This is a genomic window from Spirosoma gilvum (assembly GCF_054776815.1).
The window spans coordinates 269,354-285,906 of sequence record NZ_BAAHBH010000007.1; the positions used below are offsets into that span (position 1 = coordinate 269,354).

Genomic DNA, 16,553 nt, shown 5'->3' on the forward strand with positions numbered 1-16,553 from the left:
ACGTGCTTCTCTACAGGGCAAATGTAAGGTTCTCAACTGTACGCATTACCATACAGATCTCCTTAAAATAACCCGTACAGTTTGGCCAATTAAGCTTACTTTCGAAAAAGCAATCTGTACGGGTCAGTATCGACTAAAGTGTATCTGTTTCCGTACAGTTCAGTAGCCTTCTTTTGTGGCATGCAATCCCAAATAACTCCACTACTTGATGTGGCCAGACTACGGGCCGATACCCCCGGCTGCCGCGACAGTCTTTTTTTGAACAGTGCTGGAGCATCCCTCATGCCACAACCCGTGGTGACGGCCATGCAGGAATATCTTCAGCAGGAAACTCAATTAGGCGGTTACGAAGTCGAACGGCTACGAACGGACCAGATCGCCAGGTTTTACGAAGAAACAGCCCGGTTGCTGAACACTAAACCGGGCAACATCGCCTATGCTTACAGCGCCACTGGTGCCACGATTCAGGCGCTGTCGGCCATTCCGTTTCAAGCGGGGGATACCATTCTGACTACGACGAACGATTACATCTCCAATCAACTGGCGTTTCTGTCCATGCAGCAGCGGTTAGGCATCCGGCTACTGCGGATCAACGATCTGCCCAACGGTGATCTGGACCTTACGCATGCCGAGGAATTGATCCGGACGCATCGGCCGGTGTTAGTGGCGATTACGCATATACCGACGAATTCGGGGCTAGTGCTACCGGCTGAGGAGATGGGCAAACTCTGTCGGCACTATGGCGTCTGGTATCTGCTCGATGCGGCTCAGTCGGTAGGGCAATTGCCGATTGATGTTGCCCACCTTCAGGCTGACTTTCTGGTAGCCACGGGCCGTAAGTTTCTGCGCGGCCCTCGGAATACCGGCTTTCTGTACGTCTCCGATCGCGTACTGGAAGCTGGTCTGTCTCCCCTGTTTATCGACCGACGGGCGGCTAACTGGACAGGACCTGATACGTACTGCTTGCAGGCAGATGCCCGCCGGTTTGAGCCTAAGGAGATTTCGCTGCTTATTGTAGGCTTGGCCGAAGCCGTTCGGTACGCCAATCAGGTAGGCATCGAGGCTAGCTTCCAACAGAACCAATTACTGATGCACCGACTGCGAACCGGTTTGGAAAAGCTTGATGGCATCACCCTACTGGATTGGGGCTCTCGTCGCAGCAATATTCTAACTTTTCATACAGCCCGCCCCCTCACCGAATTAGAAGCAACCCTCCGAGCCGAGCGAGTGGTTTTTACGATACAGTATTCGGGTGGTGCGCTGATTGACTTTCAGCGGAAAGGTGTGGATTGGATAGTTAGATTTTCTCCGCACTATTTTAATACGTTGGACGAGATGGATGAAGCAGTTGGTATTATGAGTCGCTTTTTACGATGAGCCTCCTCCACGTTTAGCACCTACGACAGTTGATATTAGACCAAAATTACCTGAACGCATGCAGGACGATTATTTAACCAGCGTGATCCGTCAATTTGAGTATTACAAATTGCTGGGTGAAAAAACACTCGATCAACTTCCCGACGAAGCTCTTTTCTGGCAATACAATGCAGAAAGTAACAGCATTGCCATGCTGGTAAAACACTTGTGGGGCAACATGCTGAGTCGTTGGACAGATTTCCTCACGACTGACGGCGAGAAAGAATGGCGCAACAGGGAGGATGAGTTTGTCAATGATATTCAGTCCCGGGACGAATTACTCCAGAAATGGAACGAAGGCTGGCACGTTCTTTTAGGTACACTCAAATCGTTACAGGAAACCGATCTAACCCGGACCATTTATATCCGCAATCAAGGTCATTCGGTCGTTGAAGCCATCAATCGGCAATTAGCTCATTACCCCTATCATATCGGCCAGTTGGTTTTTCTAGGCAAAATGCTGGCCCAACACTGGACATCGCTGTCGATTCCAAGAGGGAAATCCAGCCAATACAACGCCGAGAAATTTGCCCAGCCCAGACATAAAGAACATTTTACCGATGCGTATCTGAAGCCGAATCAACCGGCTGAAGACAAGAGCGCAAAAACAAACGAAACGCCATGACCCAGGAACAAGCCAACCAATTTGCCGATGAATGGATCAGTGCCTTTAATACCCACGACCTTACGGCTATTCTACATCATTATGCTGACGAGCTGTCATTTTATTCACCGTTTATTCCGCTTCTGAAGTTCAATGAGTCCGGTTGTATTACCAGCAAGCATGATCTGGAACGCTATTTTCAGCTAGGCTTGACTACTTATCCCAACCTGCATTTTACCCTGCACAACGTTTTTGTGGGCATCGACACGCTGGCTATCTACTACACCTCGGTGAATGACCGGCTGGCTTGCGAAGTCTTTCGGCTCGATGAGCAGGGTAAGGCCGTAACCGTATTTTGTCAGTATGCTATGGCTACATCTCGTCCAGAAAAAGCCTAGCCCGCTGAGATTCCGGTCAAAAAAACTTCTCTTATGAGTGATAACGAATTACTCGCCCACGCCATTAAAGCGTTAACGTATCGTTTCTCCAACGCTACTCAGGGCTCATCAGCCCTCATACCCGAAGCCCAACTGAAATCCTGAATCATATGCATGATTTGGTGAGTAAAACAAAAACGGTGATTTATGAGGGACATTTTACTTGTCCACCATCAGCGGTTTTAGATTTTGAAGGTGAGTGAAACTGATTGATGAGCTGGCAAGCTTACGTGGCCGGCCTGGATCTTTCGCAAAAAGGCCCCTTTATACAGTCGGCCCAAGGGAAGTGTTACGGTCGCTAGTGTAACCTGGTCCGCATTATAACGGATGACTTTATCCCAGGCAATAATAAATGATTTGTGTACCCGAATAAACTTATCCTCAGGGAGTTTGGCTTCCATGTGCCCTAATTTCTCGGACGCTACGTAGCACTTTTCGGTCGTGTGCACCTTGATATAATCTGCCAGTCCCTCTATAAATATGATGTCTTTGAGGAAAATTTTGGTTTGATCCCGGCCAACCTTAAAAAACATATAACTCTCCTCATAGCGACTGGTAATCGGGGAAGGTAACACCGGGCTGTTTTGAGATTGCTGGTACTTGGAAACAGCTCGCATGAATCGCTCCTGGGTGATGGGTTTTACTAAGTAATCCAACACATCCAGGTCAAAGGCCGTGGCCGCATATTCCCGGTAGGCCGTCGTTAGAATGACCTTCGGGCGGGTCTTTAAAGATCGGATCAACTCAAGACCGGACAGTGTGGGCATCTGAATATCAAGGAAAGCCAGGTCAACCGGGTTTGTCTGCAAAAACGTGAACGCATCGACTGCATTGTCAAGAGAGGCCAGGACGGAAAACCCGTTCAGCGTGGAAAGATGCTGACTGATGAGTGCCCTGGCCGGGGCTTCATCATCAACGATTAGGCAGGAATGCATGGTTCGAGGGTTTAATGGTCAGACAAATCAGGTACGAATGAGGCTCATCAATAATGCTTAGTTCATGCGCATCTGGATAAAGTAAAGCCAATCTTTTTTTTACATTCGAGAGGCCAATCCCCCCGGTAGCTACCGGGACGGGGCATTGGTCGTCCTTACTGTTCGCGATTTTTACTGAAAACTGACCAGGACCTCTGGCAATATCGATCCGAATCCAGCTAAATCCGGTCGAGCTGGCCACACCATGTTTAAAGCTATTCTCCACCAGGGGCAACAACAGCAACGGAGCAATCAGGAGATCGTCGATGGGGGCATACCGATGAACGGCTACGTCCAGTTTAGGCCCGTACCGGTTTTTTTGCAGTTCAATGTAATGGTCGATATAGACCATCTCTGTTTCCAGTGGCACCATCGCCCGATTAGATTCGTAGAGATTGTAGGCCAGAAAACCCGACAGATGCTCAATCAGCGAGGCCGTCTCGGGACTGCTTGTCAAGGCGGCCGAATAGATATTATTTAACGTATTAAACACAAAATGGGGCTGAACCTGGGCTTTCAGCAGATCCAGTTCGGCCGTTGTTTTTTGCTGTACCAATTGCTGGACGCGAAGCCGCTGCTCATACCAGGATCGAATAAAATAATACAAAGTGTATAAGCCGGTTATCGTATATAGATTAACCAAATCGACCAGCATTTTTCCACCCGAAAATAAGGGCATATGCTGGGCCTCGGGAAAGTACGTCGGATAAATAAGGTAATAATTGATGTAGCGCCTGAGGACGAGCAACACCAGGGAAGCCAGAATCAGATACACCCAATCGATTACCTGGTTGGTTTCCACTAACCGCTTCTTCATCAGGACATGAACCGTCAGCCAGGAAAACAGGAAAGCGACGGGCAGGGCCATACAGGCATTGATCAGGTAGCCCCGATAATCGCCATACAGCGACGCCAGACCCAGCCACTGGTAGAGGAAATACAGCCCCCAAAAAACGGCATTAAACAGGACTTCTCTCGTAATTTTCATGATCGGGCCATTCTGGACTAAGGTACGTGTTTTGCGGGTCAGGGAGTTGTTGCCATGCCCGTTTTTCGATCAACAACCCCATTCATCGGTAAACGGTGTATACCGATGAATGGGGTTGTGTACAGACAATCCGTTTGGGCGTCACGACGGCTAGCTACTTTTGAACTTCCATCAAGTAGCACCCTCATCATGAAATTACTGGTACGGATTGGCCGGGCCTTCTACGCGGTCGCTCTTCTTGTGTATGGCTGTCAACAGGTTTATTTCGGCAGCTTCCGAGACGTGTTTTTTTCGGTCTATCAGCAACACCTTCCGTTCCTGAGTGTGTTCGCTTCACTCTTCGGACTCTATCTGATCAGTACCGGCGTTTTACTGTTGATATCCAATGCCGGCAAACAAGCGGCACTTCTGCTGGGGGCTGTCTGGTTATCGTTGTTTCTGGGTACCCATATGACCTACGCGCTCATCTCCGAACCCAATAAACTCTATCACTTAGGCTTGTGGACGACGCCCTTGAAAGAGCTGGCCCTGGCTGGGGGAGCCTTTGTGGTGGCCTACTCGTTTGAGACACCACTGACCGGTAAGCTGGCGGTTTTAGAAAAAATCATGCCTTATGGCAATTTGTTTTTCCTCTATACCATGACGAGCTATGGCATCTCCCACCTTATCTACGCGGAGTTTCTGGTCAGTACCGTTCCCGACTGGATGGCGAATCCCTTGTTTTGGGTAAACCTGACAGGAATAGCCTTAACTGCTTCCGGCATCACCATTATCCTGGGTATACGAATCCGGATCATCGCCGGGTTACTTTCGCTGATGATCTTTCTGTGGTTTTGGCTGGTTCACGTCCCCGGCGCCTGGTCGGATCCGGTTGGTAACCGGGGAAATCTGCTGGCTAGTGCGTTTGACGCGCTGGCGTACAGCGGAGTGGCCTTACTGATCGGTCTAACCATGAAGCAACAGAAATGGGTAGCCGATATCGAACGCTGGCAATGAGTCTCACGAGTGGATTGCTTAAGGAACGACCAGAAAACATGAAACGGAACAACAGCATTGATGTGATGCGCGGGTTGGTGATGATCATTATGGCCCTGGACCATGTCCGCGACCTGTTACACACCACCTCCTTATCACAGTCCCCAACGGACCTGACGACCACCACACCGGCGTTATTTTTCACCCGATGGGTCACGTATTTATGCGCCCCGACGTTCGTATTCCTTTCTGGGGTCTCTGCGTTTCTGTCTATGAGGGCTAAACAGAATCTGGCCGCTACCCGGCGGTTTCTGCTGTCAAGAGGTATTTGGCTGATTGTGTTAGAGTTTAGCGTAGTCAATTTCGGCATGTGGTTCGACACGCATTTCGATGTGTTGATCGTTGAGGTGATAGCCGCTATTGGAATTGGCTTTCTGGCCCTCAGCACGTTGCTAACATTATCTCCCCGAACGATCGGGTTTATTGGTGGTGTGATCGTCGTGCTTCATGAGTTGGTCGCCTTGATTCGGGTTCCAGACAACGGGCTGGCAAAAGGGCTGATCGCTCTTTTCTCTCCCATGGCTTTTCCGTACGATACCGGAAAACTGTTTTTTGTTGCCTATCCTCCGATTCCCTGGCTCGGTATGATGCTTCTTGGCTACAGTGCAGGCTATTATTTTACACTACCCGAAAAGGACCAACGACGAATCTTTTTGAAGACAGGTTTACTATCGATAGGGGTATTTGCGGTTTTACGAGTCGCTAACCGATATGGAGACCCCCTTGCCTGGTCATCACAAAAGAATGTACTCTATACGGTTCTCTCCTTTATTAACGTAACCAAATATCCGCCCTCACTGCAGTTCAGTCTCCTTTTTCTGGGCATCATGTTTGTCATTCTTGCAGGGGTACAAGGGGTGAAAAACAACTGGACGGGTGTTGTGCGGGTGTACGGAAAAACGCCACTTTTCTATTTTCTGGCGCACTGGTATTTGATCCACCCGCTCGTTTTTGTGATGGTTTTTCTACAAGGATTCCACCGGTCTGATCTGGTATTCGGCTCGAACTTCGGCCGACCCAAAACGGGCAGCGGGGTGGAATTATGGGCTATTTATGCCATTTGGTTCCTCATCGTTCTGCTAATGTATCCGCTTTGCCGCTGGTACGGAACCTATAAGGAACGTCATAAAGAGCAATGGTGGCTTCGCTATCTCTGAGCCATAAATCATGGCGGCTTGTTCTTATAAACTAACTTAACGTGAACTAAGTACTCAAGTGTAAATAGTTTAGGGAATGCTACAAGGGCGTTTCTGTCATCCCGACGAAGGAGGGATCTTCGGATATCATCTTTTATCCCGTCTCCGAAGATCCCTCCTTCGTCGGGATGACAGAAAATAACCTAATGTATTGTTACGAGCCTACTTATTAGCCTTAGTCATTGATTATTGGCTAATTAAGTGCCGTAGGCACGGGATGTTTGTTTACTACTTGGCCATGCAATTCAATAATTCATGAAGACAAACCACGAGTTCAAGCTTAACGACTTAGTCACGCTCATTGATCCGCAGGCTGCTCAGGAGTTAGAAGCGGCTAATGCTGATATTGATTGGCCTGTACCGGTAATCAGTCAATATGGTCAGCGGGTACATTGCTGGAATAGCCAACGGCGCGAATTTACGATCACCCTCAGTGCGACCGAGATTAAGAAAGTTGGCTAACCAGACAGTTACCTAAGAGGGGTAAAAAGGGATAATAATCAAATAGAATACCTACTGTATACATCCCTCCCCGATTCAAGAACCTACAGCTGAACGATTTCAGCTATGAACGATCAATTATCATTCTTTCTGGTCGACATGAGACTTTGAGCTTAATATGGACCTGCTATCAGATTGATCGAAAACATTGATCGGGCTTTGTATTGACCAACTGGCCGACTTATTTCATTGAATTACCCTATTTTAGACGGTCTATAAAATTAGACCCTATTTCAGCTTTTGTTTGTGATAGCCTTTGTCTGCGAAGGGTTGTAACTCATCGATATATAGTTTTTCCAGCTCTTTCACTTCTTTACTATAATCGATTGTACTGCCTTCTTTCTGCTCGATTTCGGATAAAATCTCGAATACAAAATTGGCTTCACCAAACTCCTTCCATTCCCGTTGGAGTGTTTCATTGCGATGACCACCGAAGTTTAACTCCATCCGATTGCGATTCCAGATCGCTTCCAGATTAAGGCTGCCGCCAATGTAAATTTTACCATTAACCATGTTCCTTATCTGGAAAATGCCAATTCTGAATTTCTTCTGTCTATAGGCCTCTTTTAATTCTTTGTTCGTTTTCATCCCTATACAAATTAATTGAAAATGAGCTGTAGAGTTACTGCTTTATGACTTTGAGGTTAACAACTTGCCCAAGTGTACCGGCCTGAAGACTATAAATACCAGCCGAATAACGATCCAACCGCACCTATGCTTCCTGGAGATTATTATCAATAATGATCAATTTATGAGTTGGGATTCGACTCGACTAAAAGGTAATAATTCGTTGATTGCTGAGTCGAAAGTGTCTTATTACCGGTGCCTCATTCAATAATTTTCACATGAGTCGGGTGGATTTATTGGTTGAATTGTGTACAAACGAAATTGAATCGTTGTGGTGTTCGGGCCAGGGCAATTCAAAAACAACCAATACCTTCAGCGATTTTGTTAAAGAGATTGGGTGCATTTGTCAAGCCTGACTTAACGTACAAATGACTATGACTTTTCCAACATCGCCTTAGCGAGTGTGTGGTAACAGGCAGCCCAGGCCTGTTCAATTGCCGGGTTCCAATCTTTGCCCAATCCTTTTTCCAGTGTCCAGAGCAACGCTTCGCCAACTTCTTCGTAATGCTCAGGTTTTATCCCATAGCCAGCATGACGGGTAGCGAGCTGACTGATTTCCTGCGTTAGAATCGTTGGCTGATCCAGACGAGAGACAATCAGGTTGAGCATCGCGATAAATTTTTCGTACTGGCTTGTCATCGAATGCTTAAATAAAGATTGAAGTGCCGGGTACTTTACAAATAATCGCGTGTAAAATACGTCGCCCAACAGCTTCGGATCGATCTCTCGCAACAGCCTCCAGCTTTGTTTGACGAGTATAATTTGTTGACTAGTCATTTCGATATTCATTAAATAATAAGTTAAGATGCACCAGATGGCAAGCGCAAAGGACTACGAAATATGGGTATAAACCTCTTTTTTCAACACGAACCATCACTTTTAAGGCTTAAGTCGTTTCGCCCTGTCTACTAATCGGAACAAGCGAAACGACTTGTGCGATACGTTGCGTCGTTTAGGTTCAATTTTATACGGTTCGATTGATAAACTTTGGGTAGAGTTGATCAAAATCAAACCTTTATGGGCAGTTTAGCCTGACGAGACTTATGAATGCGCTCCTCATTGAAGACGAAAAACTAGTTGCTCTCGAATTGATCGCAACAATTGCCGAAGTCGATCCGACAATAAAGATTATGGCTACCGTTGGCAGCGTAAAAACGGCCTTGCGCTGGTTTGCCGAAAATGCCGAGCCAGACCTGATTTTTGCGGATATACAACTGGCCGATGGCATTAGCTTTACCATTTTCGAGAAGTTTCAACTCTCCTGCCCGGTTATTTTCACAACCGCCTACAATGAATATGCGATTCAGGCCTTTAAAGTGAATGGCATCGACTATTTATTGAAGCCCGTCGATTGGGACGAACTCCGCAAAGCCATTGCCAAAGCCCGTACATTGCTGAAAAATCAGGGCAACATGCCGCTTGATATTCAAAAACTTATTGATGCACTGGGCGATTCGTCGCTGCCAAAAGCGACTTTCAAAGAGTATTTTCTGGGAAGTGCCCGCAATAGCTGGGTCCCCATTAAAGTTTCGGACATTGCGTATTTCACCCGCGATCAACTGAATTTTCTGGTAACGGCCACTAACGAACGCTACATTCTGGATTACGACACGCTCGATGAGATTGAGACGTTACTTAACCCAAAACAGTTTTATCGCGCTAATCGGCAGTGCATCATAAACCGGGATGCGGTGCAAAGTGTAAAAGGATTGGCCAATCTCAAACTGAATCTTAAACTGAAAGTGCCCAATCACCAGTTCGACATCGAAATCAGTCGTGATAAAGCCCCTTCCTTTAAAAAATGGCTGGAAAAATGAAGTCAGGAAACGGGTTCTTCCTGACCATTTGTCTGTGGTTTTACCTTGGGTCGCTTTGCGCGCAACCCAATGACGCGTTGTTTGAGTTTCGCCATATTCAGGAATCGCAGGGACTGGCCGCCAATTTTGTCAATTGCTTATTGCAGGACCGAAATGGCTTTCTCTGGATTGGAACACTCGACGGGCTAAACCGCTACGATGGTCGGCATTTTGTTACTTTCAAACGGCGCCCTCCTGGTCAGAATGGTATTCTTCATAACGCCGTTCATGCCTTGTGCGAAGCGCCTGACGGCGTCATTTGGATGGCTGTGCAGGGAGGTATCAGTGGGTATAACACCCGAACCGGACAGTTCCGAAACATTACCCAGGCAGCCGGAAAAGACCTAGGCTACTGTAATAATATTGTCTGTGACCGCCATGGAGTAATTTGGTTTTCGAGTCGGCAGGATGGCTTATTTAGTTACCAGCCCCAAACGGGCGTTATCCGATCGTTTCCATATCAGGCAGCCAATCCGCTGGAAGCGACAACGGGAATTCTTGCCAAACGGGGCCTGGTCCTGGACCCTAATCGAAATGGTCTTTGGCTGGCTACGCATAATGGTGTAAGCTATTTCGACATTTCGCAGCACCAGTTTATTGACTACCGATTCAATCCCCAAAAGCAGGCCGTTTTCGCGCAGCATGTGACTTCAGGACTTACGTTGGACGGCTCAGAACGGTTGCTGTTTTCCGATAATGTGACGCATCAGATTGTAATCTATAATCTTAAAAATCAGACGATAGAGCGAACGATCACACCTGTCAGCCAAACCCGGCGAAACGTATTTCCCATTGCTACGATTTTTACGGATCGTCAGCACAATATCTGGACGAGTTCATGGAATAATGTGCTGTTCTACATAGAGTCTGCCACGAACCGCACTGTTGAACTATTCCATCAAGTTGCGAAACCGACATCCATTGCCGCTAATTTTTACTGGGCTGCCTGGCAACATCCCGATGGGTCTGTTTGGTTGGGAACAAACAACGGCATTTCCTATACCAACCCTCAACGCTCGCTTTATACAATTTACGATTTGAGCCTACTCTTCCCGGAGTTGACCGATGAGCGGGGCATCCTAAAATTTCAGGAAGATTCGGATGGCTCCTGGTGGCTCGGCACATCTATCCGGGGCCTAGTACACTATTTTCCGAAACAAAATAAACTAGACGTTTTCAGGTTACCGGATGCAACGGCTACCTATCCGTATGGCCTTCCCATACATGGTATTATTGATCTGGGCAGTACGCTGTGTATTGGGACGCAGAATGCCATCTTTTTTTTTGACAAGCAAACAAGGCAGTTTTCTCCCTTACCACTTCCTGATTACGTGCGAGGAAAATACCTGCAAAGTTTTACTCGACAGGGCGATCTGATCTGGGTGGCTGGTGCTGGAAAAGATGTATTTTGCTATAACCTTGTGTCAAAACGCTGGCAGGCATTTCCCATTCCATCCACCTCTACTGATCCCCGGTTTCAGATTCGTTTTTCGCTGGTCGACCGACGGGGTGATTTCTGGGTAGAGCTCTATCCAGAGGGGTTGGCCCACTTCTCCAGGCAGAAAAATGCGTTTGAACGGATCGACGTACCCCAGTTGCTACCGTATGAGACTACCCTTGTTTCGCTTGACCAGGACCGATCGGGTGCTTTCTGGATGGCGTCGAATGGCTATGGCTTATTCCGGTATAATCCGCATTCCAAAGAAGTGACAAACTGGACGGAGAATCAGGGCCTTGCCTACGATTATTGTGGTTCGGCCTTGCCAGATCGATTCGGGAATATCTGGGTAGGTGCTTATAATAAAATTTCGGTATTCTCGACCAGTAAAAATCGATTTCTGAATTTGGTACTACTGCTGAATGAACAGGATATTGAATACACAACCTATTTGTTCCCCTTGCGAAATGGGCATATTCTCTCAGCACAAAAGGGAAATCTGGTCGAATTCAGGCCCGAAAAATTAGCCTTACCTTATGCGAAAGAACACGTTTTGATCAGTTCGCTAAGCATTGCCGATACGACCTATCTGCTTCAGAATAGAGCCAACCCGATACGATTGGCAGCGACCAATAATGCCTTTTCCGTTCAATATTCGGTTCTGGCTCCTCCCAATGGACTAACCTATCATTACCAATATAAATTGGAAGGCTATGATGAGCACTGGATTGACGAACCGTCCTGGGCGGGTATGGCTGTCTATGGAAAATTGCCGGGCGGCAAGTATCTCTTCTGTGTAAAAGCTATTGATGCCAAGGGTGTAGAAACGCCGATTAGTTCATTGCCTATTTATATCGATACATTGTTTTATAAGTCACCCTGGTTTTGGATGCTGATCAGCTTAGTCGTTGCGGGGTTGCTATACGTCTTTATTCGGTACCGCGCTCAACAAACAGCCAAACTTCATCATCTTCATTTACAGGCCACTCGGTTGGAGCGGGATAAGGCAGAGATTCATTACCAGAACTTAATCAATCATCTTAATCCGCACTTTCTGTTCAATAGCCTGACATCCTTGAACAGCCTGATTATTTCAAAGCCAAAAGATGCATCCGTATTCCTACGGAAACTGTCGTTTATTTATCGGTACATCTTACAGAACAAGGACAAAGAACTGGTAAGTCTTCAGGATGAACTGACGTTTGCTCAGAATTACATTGCCCTTCAGGAATCCCGTTTCGGGGAAGCTTTGCAGATCAACATCCGTATCGATGATCGGTATTTGACCCGCCAGATCGTGCCGGTTACGATTCAGAATCTATTGGAAAACGCCATTAAACACAATGTTCTCAGCGACGAAGATCCATTAACGATTCAAATTTACACGGCAGATGAAACGCTATTCGTCGTGAATTCTCTTCAAAAGAAAGTCTTCGTCGAAACGTCTCATAAACAAGGACTGGCAAGTCTGAAATCGGTATATCATTATTTAGGCACCCGCGAAGTTATCGTAACCGAAACTGACTCGGCGTTCACGGTTGCTATCCCTCTTTTTAGCGCCCCTATCGACGCTTAATCTCTCCTTTTAGCAAAGTGAAAAATCGCAGATCAGATACCCATGAATCGAAAGCCGCTAACGCCCATTATGCTCTTTTACCTGCTCTGTGCGCTGGCAGGTCTGATCATCCCCTGGTATTTTAACATCCAGCATATTCTGTACGGCGATACACCCTTTACGGTAATGACCTGGCTACGAGCGGGTATGGCCACGCCCCTAACTCGCTCCATAACGACTGATTTTCTGATTGGCACCACGCCCGTTTTGATCTGGATGGTTCGGGAAGGCTACCGACTGAACATGCGGTTTATCTGGCTTTACGTATTGTTTACCTTCCTGATTGCATTTGCCTTCACCTGCCCGTTGTTTCTCTTTTTCCGAGAACGGAAATTACAAGTCCTTTAGGGGGAACAGAAACGATTGATGAACGCTTCACTACACTTCGTTTACGACTATGAGCCATTAAGGATTCTTTTATTGATCTGATTGCCCTGGTTTTGTTGGTTTACACGATTAACCCTTCTTACAAAGCACTGGAGGAAACCAGCAACTTAACCAACTCAAAATCAGTAGATGTATGAAACCTACGGCCATTTATAAAACGACAGCAGGGCAACAGCAGGTATTGGCTTTTTACGATTCTATGTTGGCAAACTGGCCTTTACCTTATGAAACGCAACTAGTCTCTACCCGACATGCCGATACATTTGTTATAGCCTGTGGGCCTGAAAACGCACCCGCTTTGATTTTGCTGCACGGAGCGGCTTCGAATTCTCTTTCCTGGCGGAGTGAGATGAAGCATTACAGTAAGGTGTTTCGGGTTTACGCAGTGGATTTACCCGGCGAACCGGGTAAAAGTGCTCACAATCGTCCCTCCTGGCACGATCAATCCTATGCCGAATGGTTAGACGATGTCTTAACTGGATTAGCGATTCAGCAAGTTTCACTGGTTGGGCTGTCACAGGGAGGATGGGTAGCGCTTCGATTTGCCACTAGCTACCCCCACCGAGTTGAAAATTTGGTTCTCGTAACGCCCGGAGGTATCGTGGCCACGAAACCAGGTTTTATTCTTAAAGCGGTACTCTATTCGTTGTTTGGACGAGCCGGAGCCCGCGCTATTAATCGGATTGTGGTTGGTCAACAGCAGCTGGATGCGACTACGCTTGATTTTATGGATCTAATTCTGACGCATTTTAAAGCGCGAGTGGAGAAGGAATACCTATTTACCGATGCTGAACTTGAGCAATTAACCATGCCCGTTTTAGTAATTGGCGGTACAGCCGATGCCATTCGGTCGTCAGAGGCAATTACGGCTCGGCTACATCAGCATGTTCCTCATCTACAATCGATTTTATTACCCGGTGTGGGGCATGTAGTCCTTAATCAAAGTTCGTTGATCCTCTCCTTTTTGAAAACTGCCTAGCGCTGTGTTCTGCCTTTGCTGAACGCATTCCTCTAAATCTCTTAGATGGACTTCGCAGGTTAATGTAGATACAAACAAAACGATTAGCTCTTCATTTCGAGCGGTTCATTGTCTCTACTTTACCATTGACAGCAAAATTTTTCAGGCTCCAGAGGACACGACTCAACTTTACCCCGTCAATCGACAACGGGGACGCCGAAAACCTTCCAGAGTAGGCACATCAGTAAACAGCAAATCCCGCCTTGGCGGACTATAATGAAAAAGCGACTTGCAAAAATCACCCTGAAAACAGACAAGATCGTTAACCTGTCAAAAGAGAAAGCTCAGAACGTACTAGGCGGACAAAGACAGTCTGCCAGCTTCTGTACATCCAAGATTTGTGAGCCTTAATACGCTCAATCCATTGATGATTACCAGGCAGGCCGTAGACGTTTTTACTAAAAACTGTCTGCGGTCTGCCACTTTTTAAGAAGCATATTTATTCGTCTACGTACCACAAATGGCCAATTTATACTTACCCAGAATTTAGATCGCACATAAAAGCCACTCGGTTGACGAGCCCATCAAAAACGATTTAAAGTTCATTTCTCGCTCTTCATTTTCCTGTCTGCACTGTTCGTTCTAAAATTTTTCAGGTTCGTTTCGAGCTTCGTCAATTTTGCTTCGTCTATGGACAACGGGGAGGCCGAAAACCGAATCGAGTAGGCAGCTTATTAACAGTAAACAACACAATTCAAATGAACAAATTTATTCAGTCAACAGGCATGGCAAGTCTGCTGATGGTCATCCTGATAGCCTGCCAAAACGATACGCGTTTACCGGAACCAAGCCTGGGTTCGGCCCGCTTGGGGGAGACTAACGGGGAAATTCAGCCTGGATTAAGCAAAAAATATACCCTCTTATCAGAAGGTGCCACGACGTTAAGTTATGAGGGTCAGGAGATACCAATGAAAGAGCTATTTTCTCCAGAAAGTTATCGTCAACATAGCCTTAGTTATGACGGAGATTTTTTCGCATTCTACGATATTCAGGTGTTGTTGGGATCGGGTAAAATAACCCGGAGTGGTCACCTATACACGGATGCAAAAGGGCGCTGCTATAAAAGCGATGAACTAGTCTTCCCCGCCTTTGGCCCAGCGCTTAGCAGAACGTACCAGTATACCTACAACGACAAAAATCAGTTAGTGCAGCGCGTCAATGTAGCTAACGTGGCCGAAAAAGCAATCTATAGCTATGACGACCAGGGCGACTTAATCCAGGTCGATTATCTAGACCCCTCCCCTGGCAACGGAGCTGCGCCCAACAAAGGAGGTACTAAGCTTACAACCCGCGTACAGCTCAGCTACGAACCGTTTGCGGCTGGCGATGGAAAGACCGTCGATTTAGGCCATCTGAATCCGGAATTCGATCCCGAACTAGACCGATACCTACGCATCTATGGCACATTCAGTAAACATCTGGTTCACCGAATTACTATTCTCCATCCCAGCACCCAGAATCCCAATCTTTTAGTAAAATTCAGCGACCACTATTTCAGCTATACACTGAATAGCGACGGCTACGTAACCCAGCGCCAGCGCTACGAATTTCCTAGCTCCGTTCTACTGGCGACGGATGCATATACCTATAAGGTTACGACCATTGGTCTGAATCCGTAGGCACAAATTCACTTCGTTACTTTATCTACCAATCATTCTTACACGATAACCGGCCATGAACCCGCATGCTAATCCGACGAAGTCAAGAATTTGGCTTCGTCGGATTAGCATGCGGGTTCATGGCCGGTTTAGGCCGACTGGTCAATAACGTAGCCCCCATTCTCTTTGGGGCTACGTTGGGTGGTGTTATGGGGTTGTTGTCTGGGATAGTTCAGTCGATGATTCTAAAGAAATATATTCCTTCTCTAAAAGGCTGGATATGGTCAACTTGTCTAGGCTGGATAGTCTTCTGGTCGTTAAACATGGCCGGTGCTTTTGGACGTGGATATGATCTAAAGACTAAAGTTCTGGAAGGTCTTGTGCATGGCTTACTGTTCGGACTGATACTGGGTAGTTTGCAATGGTTCGCTATTCGACATGAAGGCAAACAAGCCATCCGTTGGATCGTGGCCAATGTACTGATCTGGCCGCTTTGTGCTATGCTGGCTGATGGCTGCAAAGTGGAATTTCATCTACAGGGCCCTGTCGAATTCTTGATTGCCTTGCCCGTATCTACTGTACTATCAGGCATCGCCATTCAGTTAATCATCCCCTCTTTACGTAAACCAAATGGCCTATGAAATCTGGCCTGTTTGAATTTGAACGTGGATGTGGTAATCTGGCGGCTATTGTCGATATGGCTCAGCGTTAAAAAGCTCCTCCCGAAATGAATCGATCCTGTCGTCGACAGGTATATGTTCTGTAACAGATTGAGTAAACCATTCCCTAAGCTGTGCAGTGAAAAGCAAGGGAACAGCCTACATTTCTTTCTTCGATAAAAAAGCTGCTTCCATGTGGAAGCA

The 16,553-nt window shown here is 46.8% G+C and carries 18 protein-coding genes; 13 read left to right on the forward strand and 5 right to left on the reverse strand.

Annotated features, from left to right (window positions below; genetic code table 11):
- Nucleotides 1-180: 180 nt before the first annotated feature.
- Genes ACYVFD_RS19835 through ACYVFD_RS19845 form a run of 3 tightly spaced genes read left to right on the forward strand, consistent with a single transcriptional unit; the run spans nt 181 to nt 2,418 of the window.
- Nucleotides 181-1,377 (forward strand): aminotransferase class V-fold PLP-dependent enzyme, encoded by a 1,197-nt coding sequence (locus tag ACYVFD_RS19835; protein WP_461092188.1) that lies wholly within the window; start codon nt 181-183, stop codon nt 1,375-1,377.
- 58 nt (nt 1,378-1,435) lie between these two features.
- The gene (locus ACYVFD_RS19840; RefSeq protein WP_461092189.1) at nt 1,436-2,041 is read left to right on the forward strand and encodes a DUF1572 family protein; all 606 of its coding nucleotides are present in this window, start codon (nt 1,436-1,438) and stop codon (nt 2,039-2,041) included.
- Complete coding sequence (locus ACYVFD_RS19845) at nt 2,038-2,418, forward strand: nuclear transport factor 2 family protein (protein WP_461092190.1); 381 nt, start codon at nt 2,038-2,040, stop codon at nt 2,416-2,418. Before ACYVFD_RS19840 ends, ACYVFD_RS19845 begins: the two co-directional genes overlap by 4 nt.
- A 221-nt stretch (nt 2,419-2,639) precedes the next feature.
- On the opposite strand, the gene ACYVFD_RS19850 is transcribed toward ACYVFD_RS19845, so the two are convergent.
- Genes ACYVFD_RS19850 through ACYVFD_RS19860 form a run of 3 tightly spaced genes read right to left on the reverse strand, consistent with a single transcriptional unit; the run spans nt 2,640 to nt 4,610 of the window.
- Nucleotides 2,640-3,392, reverse strand: a complete 753-nt coding sequence (locus ACYVFD_RS19850) for a LytR/AlgR family response regulator transcription factor (RefSeq protein ID WP_461092191.1) — start codon at nt 3,390-3,392, stop codon at nt 2,640-2,642.
- Complete coding sequence (locus tag ACYVFD_RS19855; protein WP_461092192.1) at nt 3,370-4,419, reverse strand: sensor histidine kinase; 1,050 nt, start codon at nt 4,417-4,419, stop codon at nt 3,370-3,372. Before ACYVFD_RS19855 ends, ACYVFD_RS19850 begins: the two co-directional genes overlap by 23 nt.
- Nucleotides 4,420-4,457: 38 nt before the next feature.
- Complete coding sequence (locus tag ACYVFD_RS19860) at nt 4,458-4,610, reverse strand: hypothetical protein (protein WP_461092193.1); 153 nt, start codon at nt 4,608-4,610, stop codon at nt 4,458-4,460.
- On the opposite strand from ACYVFD_RS19860, the gene ACYVFD_RS19865 reads away from it, so the two are divergent.
- The 3 genes from ACYVFD_RS19865 (at nt 4,609) to ACYVFD_RS19875 (ending at nt 7,112) form a co-directional block, all read left to right on the forward strand.
- Entirely contained in the window at nt 4,609-5,415 is an 807-nt protein-coding gene (locus ACYVFD_RS19865) for a hypothetical protein (protein WP_461092194.1), read from the forward strand. The genes ACYVFD_RS19860 and ACYVFD_RS19865 overlap by 2 nt on opposite strands.
- Before the next feature lie 38 nt (nt 5,416-5,453).
- Nucleotides 5,454-6,611, forward strand: a complete 1,158-nt coding sequence (locus ACYVFD_RS19870) for a DUF1624 domain-containing protein (protein ID WP_461092196.1) — start codon at nt 5,454-5,456, stop codon at nt 6,609-6,611.
- A gap of 294 nt (nt 6,612-6,905) precedes the next feature.
- On the forward strand, nt 6,906-7,112 hold the full coding sequence (locus tag ACYVFD_RS19875) for a hypothetical protein (protein WP_461092198.1): 207 nt from the start codon (nt 6,906-6,908) through the stop codon (nt 7,110-7,112).
- Nucleotides 7,113-7,379: 267 nt separating this feature from the next.
- On the opposite strand, the gene ACYVFD_RS19880 is transcribed toward ACYVFD_RS19875, so the two are convergent.
- Nucleotides 7,380-7,739, reverse strand: coding sequence for a GIY-YIG nuclease family protein (locus ACYVFD_RS19880; RefSeq protein ID WP_461092200.1), 360 nt, complete (start codon nt 7,737-7,739; stop codon nt 7,380-7,382).
- A gap of 411 nt (nt 7,740-8,150) precedes the next feature.
- On the reverse strand, nt 8,151-8,555 hold the full coding sequence (locus tag ACYVFD_RS19885) for a globin domain-containing protein (protein ID WP_461092201.1): 405 nt from the start codon (nt 8,553-8,555) through the stop codon (nt 8,151-8,153).
- Nucleotides 8,556-8,821: 266 nt separating this feature from the next.
- On the opposite strand from ACYVFD_RS19885, the gene ACYVFD_RS19890 reads away from it, so the two are divergent.
- The 7 genes from ACYVFD_RS19890 (at nt 8,822) to ACYVFD_RS19920 (ending at nt 16,331) form a co-directional block, all read left to right on the forward strand.
- Nucleotides 8,822-9,595, forward strand: a complete 774-nt coding sequence (locus tag ACYVFD_RS19890) for a LytR/AlgR family response regulator transcription factor (protein WP_461092202.1) — start codon at nt 8,822-8,824, stop codon at nt 9,593-9,595.
- Nucleotides 9,592-12,648: a ligand-binding sensor domain-containing protein gene (locus ACYVFD_RS19895; RefSeq protein ID WP_461092203.1), complete on the forward strand. Its 3,057-nt coding sequence runs from the start codon at nt 9,592-9,594 to the stop codon at nt 12,646-12,648. The genes ACYVFD_RS19890 and ACYVFD_RS19895 overlap by 4 nt, the downstream gene beginning before the upstream one ends.
- Before the next feature lie 42 nt (nt 12,649-12,690).
- Complete coding sequence (locus ACYVFD_RS19900) at nt 12,691-13,035, forward strand: DUF2834 domain-containing protein (protein WP_461092205.1); 345 nt, start codon at nt 12,691-12,693, stop codon at nt 13,033-13,035.
- Between the two features lie 172 nt (nt 13,036-13,207).
- Complete coding sequence (locus ACYVFD_RS19905) at nt 13,208-14,053, forward strand: alpha/beta fold hydrolase (protein WP_461092206.1); 846 nt, start codon at nt 13,208-13,210, stop codon at nt 14,051-14,053.
- Between the two features lie 255 nt (nt 14,054-14,308).
- Complete coding sequence (locus ACYVFD_RS19910) at nt 14,309-14,443, forward strand: class I lanthipeptide (protein WP_461092207.1); 135 nt, start codon at nt 14,309-14,311, stop codon at nt 14,441-14,443.
- A gap of 347 nt (nt 14,444-14,790) precedes the next feature.
- Nucleotides 14,791-15,711, forward strand: a complete 921-nt coding sequence (locus tag ACYVFD_RS19915; RefSeq protein ID WP_461092208.1) for a hypothetical protein — start codon at nt 14,791-14,793, stop codon at nt 15,709-15,711.
- Nucleotides 15,712-15,830: 119 nt separating this feature from the next.
- Nucleotides 15,831-16,331: a hypothetical protein gene (locus ACYVFD_RS19920; RefSeq protein ID WP_461092209.1), complete on the forward strand. Its 501-nt coding sequence runs from the start codon at nt 15,831-15,833 to the stop codon at nt 16,329-16,331.
- Nucleotides 16,332-16,553 lie beyond the last annotated feature (222 nt).

What these genes read in the sequence shown, in the direction of transcription:
- ACYVFD_RS19835 (WP_461092188.1), top strand. Translation starts at nt 181, where the DNA reads ATGCAATCCCAAATAACTCCACTACTTGATGTGGCCAGACTACGGGCC.
- ACYVFD_RS19840 (WP_461092189.1), top strand. Translation starts at nt 1,436, where the DNA reads ATGCAGGACGATTATTTAACCAGCGTGATCCGTCAATTTGAGTATTAC.
- ACYVFD_RS19845 (WP_461092190.1), top strand. Translation starts at nt 2,038, where the DNA reads ATGACCCAGGAACAAGCCAACCAATTTGCCGATGAATGGATCAGTGCC.
- ACYVFD_RS19850 (WP_461092191.1), bottom strand. Translation starts at nt 3,392, where the DNA reads ATGCATTCCTGCCTAATCGTTGATGATGAAGCCCCGGCCAGGGCACTC.
- ACYVFD_RS19855 (WP_461092192.1), bottom strand. Translation starts at nt 4,419, where the DNA reads ATGAAAATTACGAGAGAAGTCCTGTTTAATGCCGTTTTTTGGGGGCTG.
- ACYVFD_RS19865 (WP_461092194.1), top strand. Translation starts at nt 4,609, where the DNA reads ATGAAATTACTGGTACGGATTGGCCGGGCCTTCTACGCGGTCGCTCTT.
- ACYVFD_RS19860 (WP_461092193.1), bottom strand. Translation starts at nt 4,610, where the DNA reads ATGATGAGGGTGCTACTTGATGGAAGTTCAAAAGTAGCTAGCCGTCGT.
- ACYVFD_RS19870 (WP_461092196.1), top strand. Translation starts at nt 5,454, where the DNA reads ATGAAACGGAACAACAGCATTGATGTGATGCGCGGGTTGGTGATGATC.
- ACYVFD_RS19875 (WP_461092198.1), top strand. Translation starts at nt 6,906, where the DNA reads ATGAAGACAAACCACGAGTTCAAGCTTAACGACTTAGTCACGCTCATT.
- ACYVFD_RS19880 (WP_461092200.1), bottom strand. Translation starts at nt 7,739, where the DNA reads ATGAAAACGAACAAAGAATTAAAAGAGGCCTATAGACAGAAGAAATTC.
- ACYVFD_RS19885 (WP_461092201.1), bottom strand. Translation starts at nt 8,555, where the DNA reads ATGACTAGTCAACAAATTATACTCGTCAAACAAAGCTGGAGGCTGTTG.
- ACYVFD_RS19890 (WP_461092202.1), top strand. Translation starts at nt 8,822, where the DNA reads ATGAATGCGCTCCTCATTGAAGACGAAAAACTAGTTGCTCTCGAATTG.
- ACYVFD_RS19895 (WP_461092203.1), top strand. Translation starts at nt 9,592, where the DNA reads ATGAAGTCAGGAAACGGGTTCTTCCTGACCATTTGTCTGTGGTTTTAC.
- ACYVFD_RS19900 (WP_461092205.1), top strand. Translation starts at nt 12,691, where the DNA reads ATGAATCGAAAGCCGCTAACGCCCATTATGCTCTTTTACCTGCTCTGT.
- ACYVFD_RS19905 (WP_461092206.1), top strand. Translation starts at nt 13,208, where the DNA reads ATGAAACCTACGGCCATTTATAAAACGACAGCAGGGCAACAGCAGGTA.
- ACYVFD_RS19910 (WP_461092207.1), top strand. Translation starts at nt 14,309, where the DNA reads ATGAAAAAGCGACTTGCAAAAATCACCCTGAAAACAGACAAGATCGTT.
- ACYVFD_RS19915 (WP_461092208.1), top strand. Translation starts at nt 14,791, where the DNA reads ATGAACAAATTTATTCAGTCAACAGGCATGGCAAGTCTGCTGATGGTC.
- ACYVFD_RS19920 (WP_461092209.1), top strand. Translation starts at nt 15,831, where the DNA reads ATGGCCGGTTTAGGCCGACTGGTCAATAACGTAGCCCCCATTCTCTTT.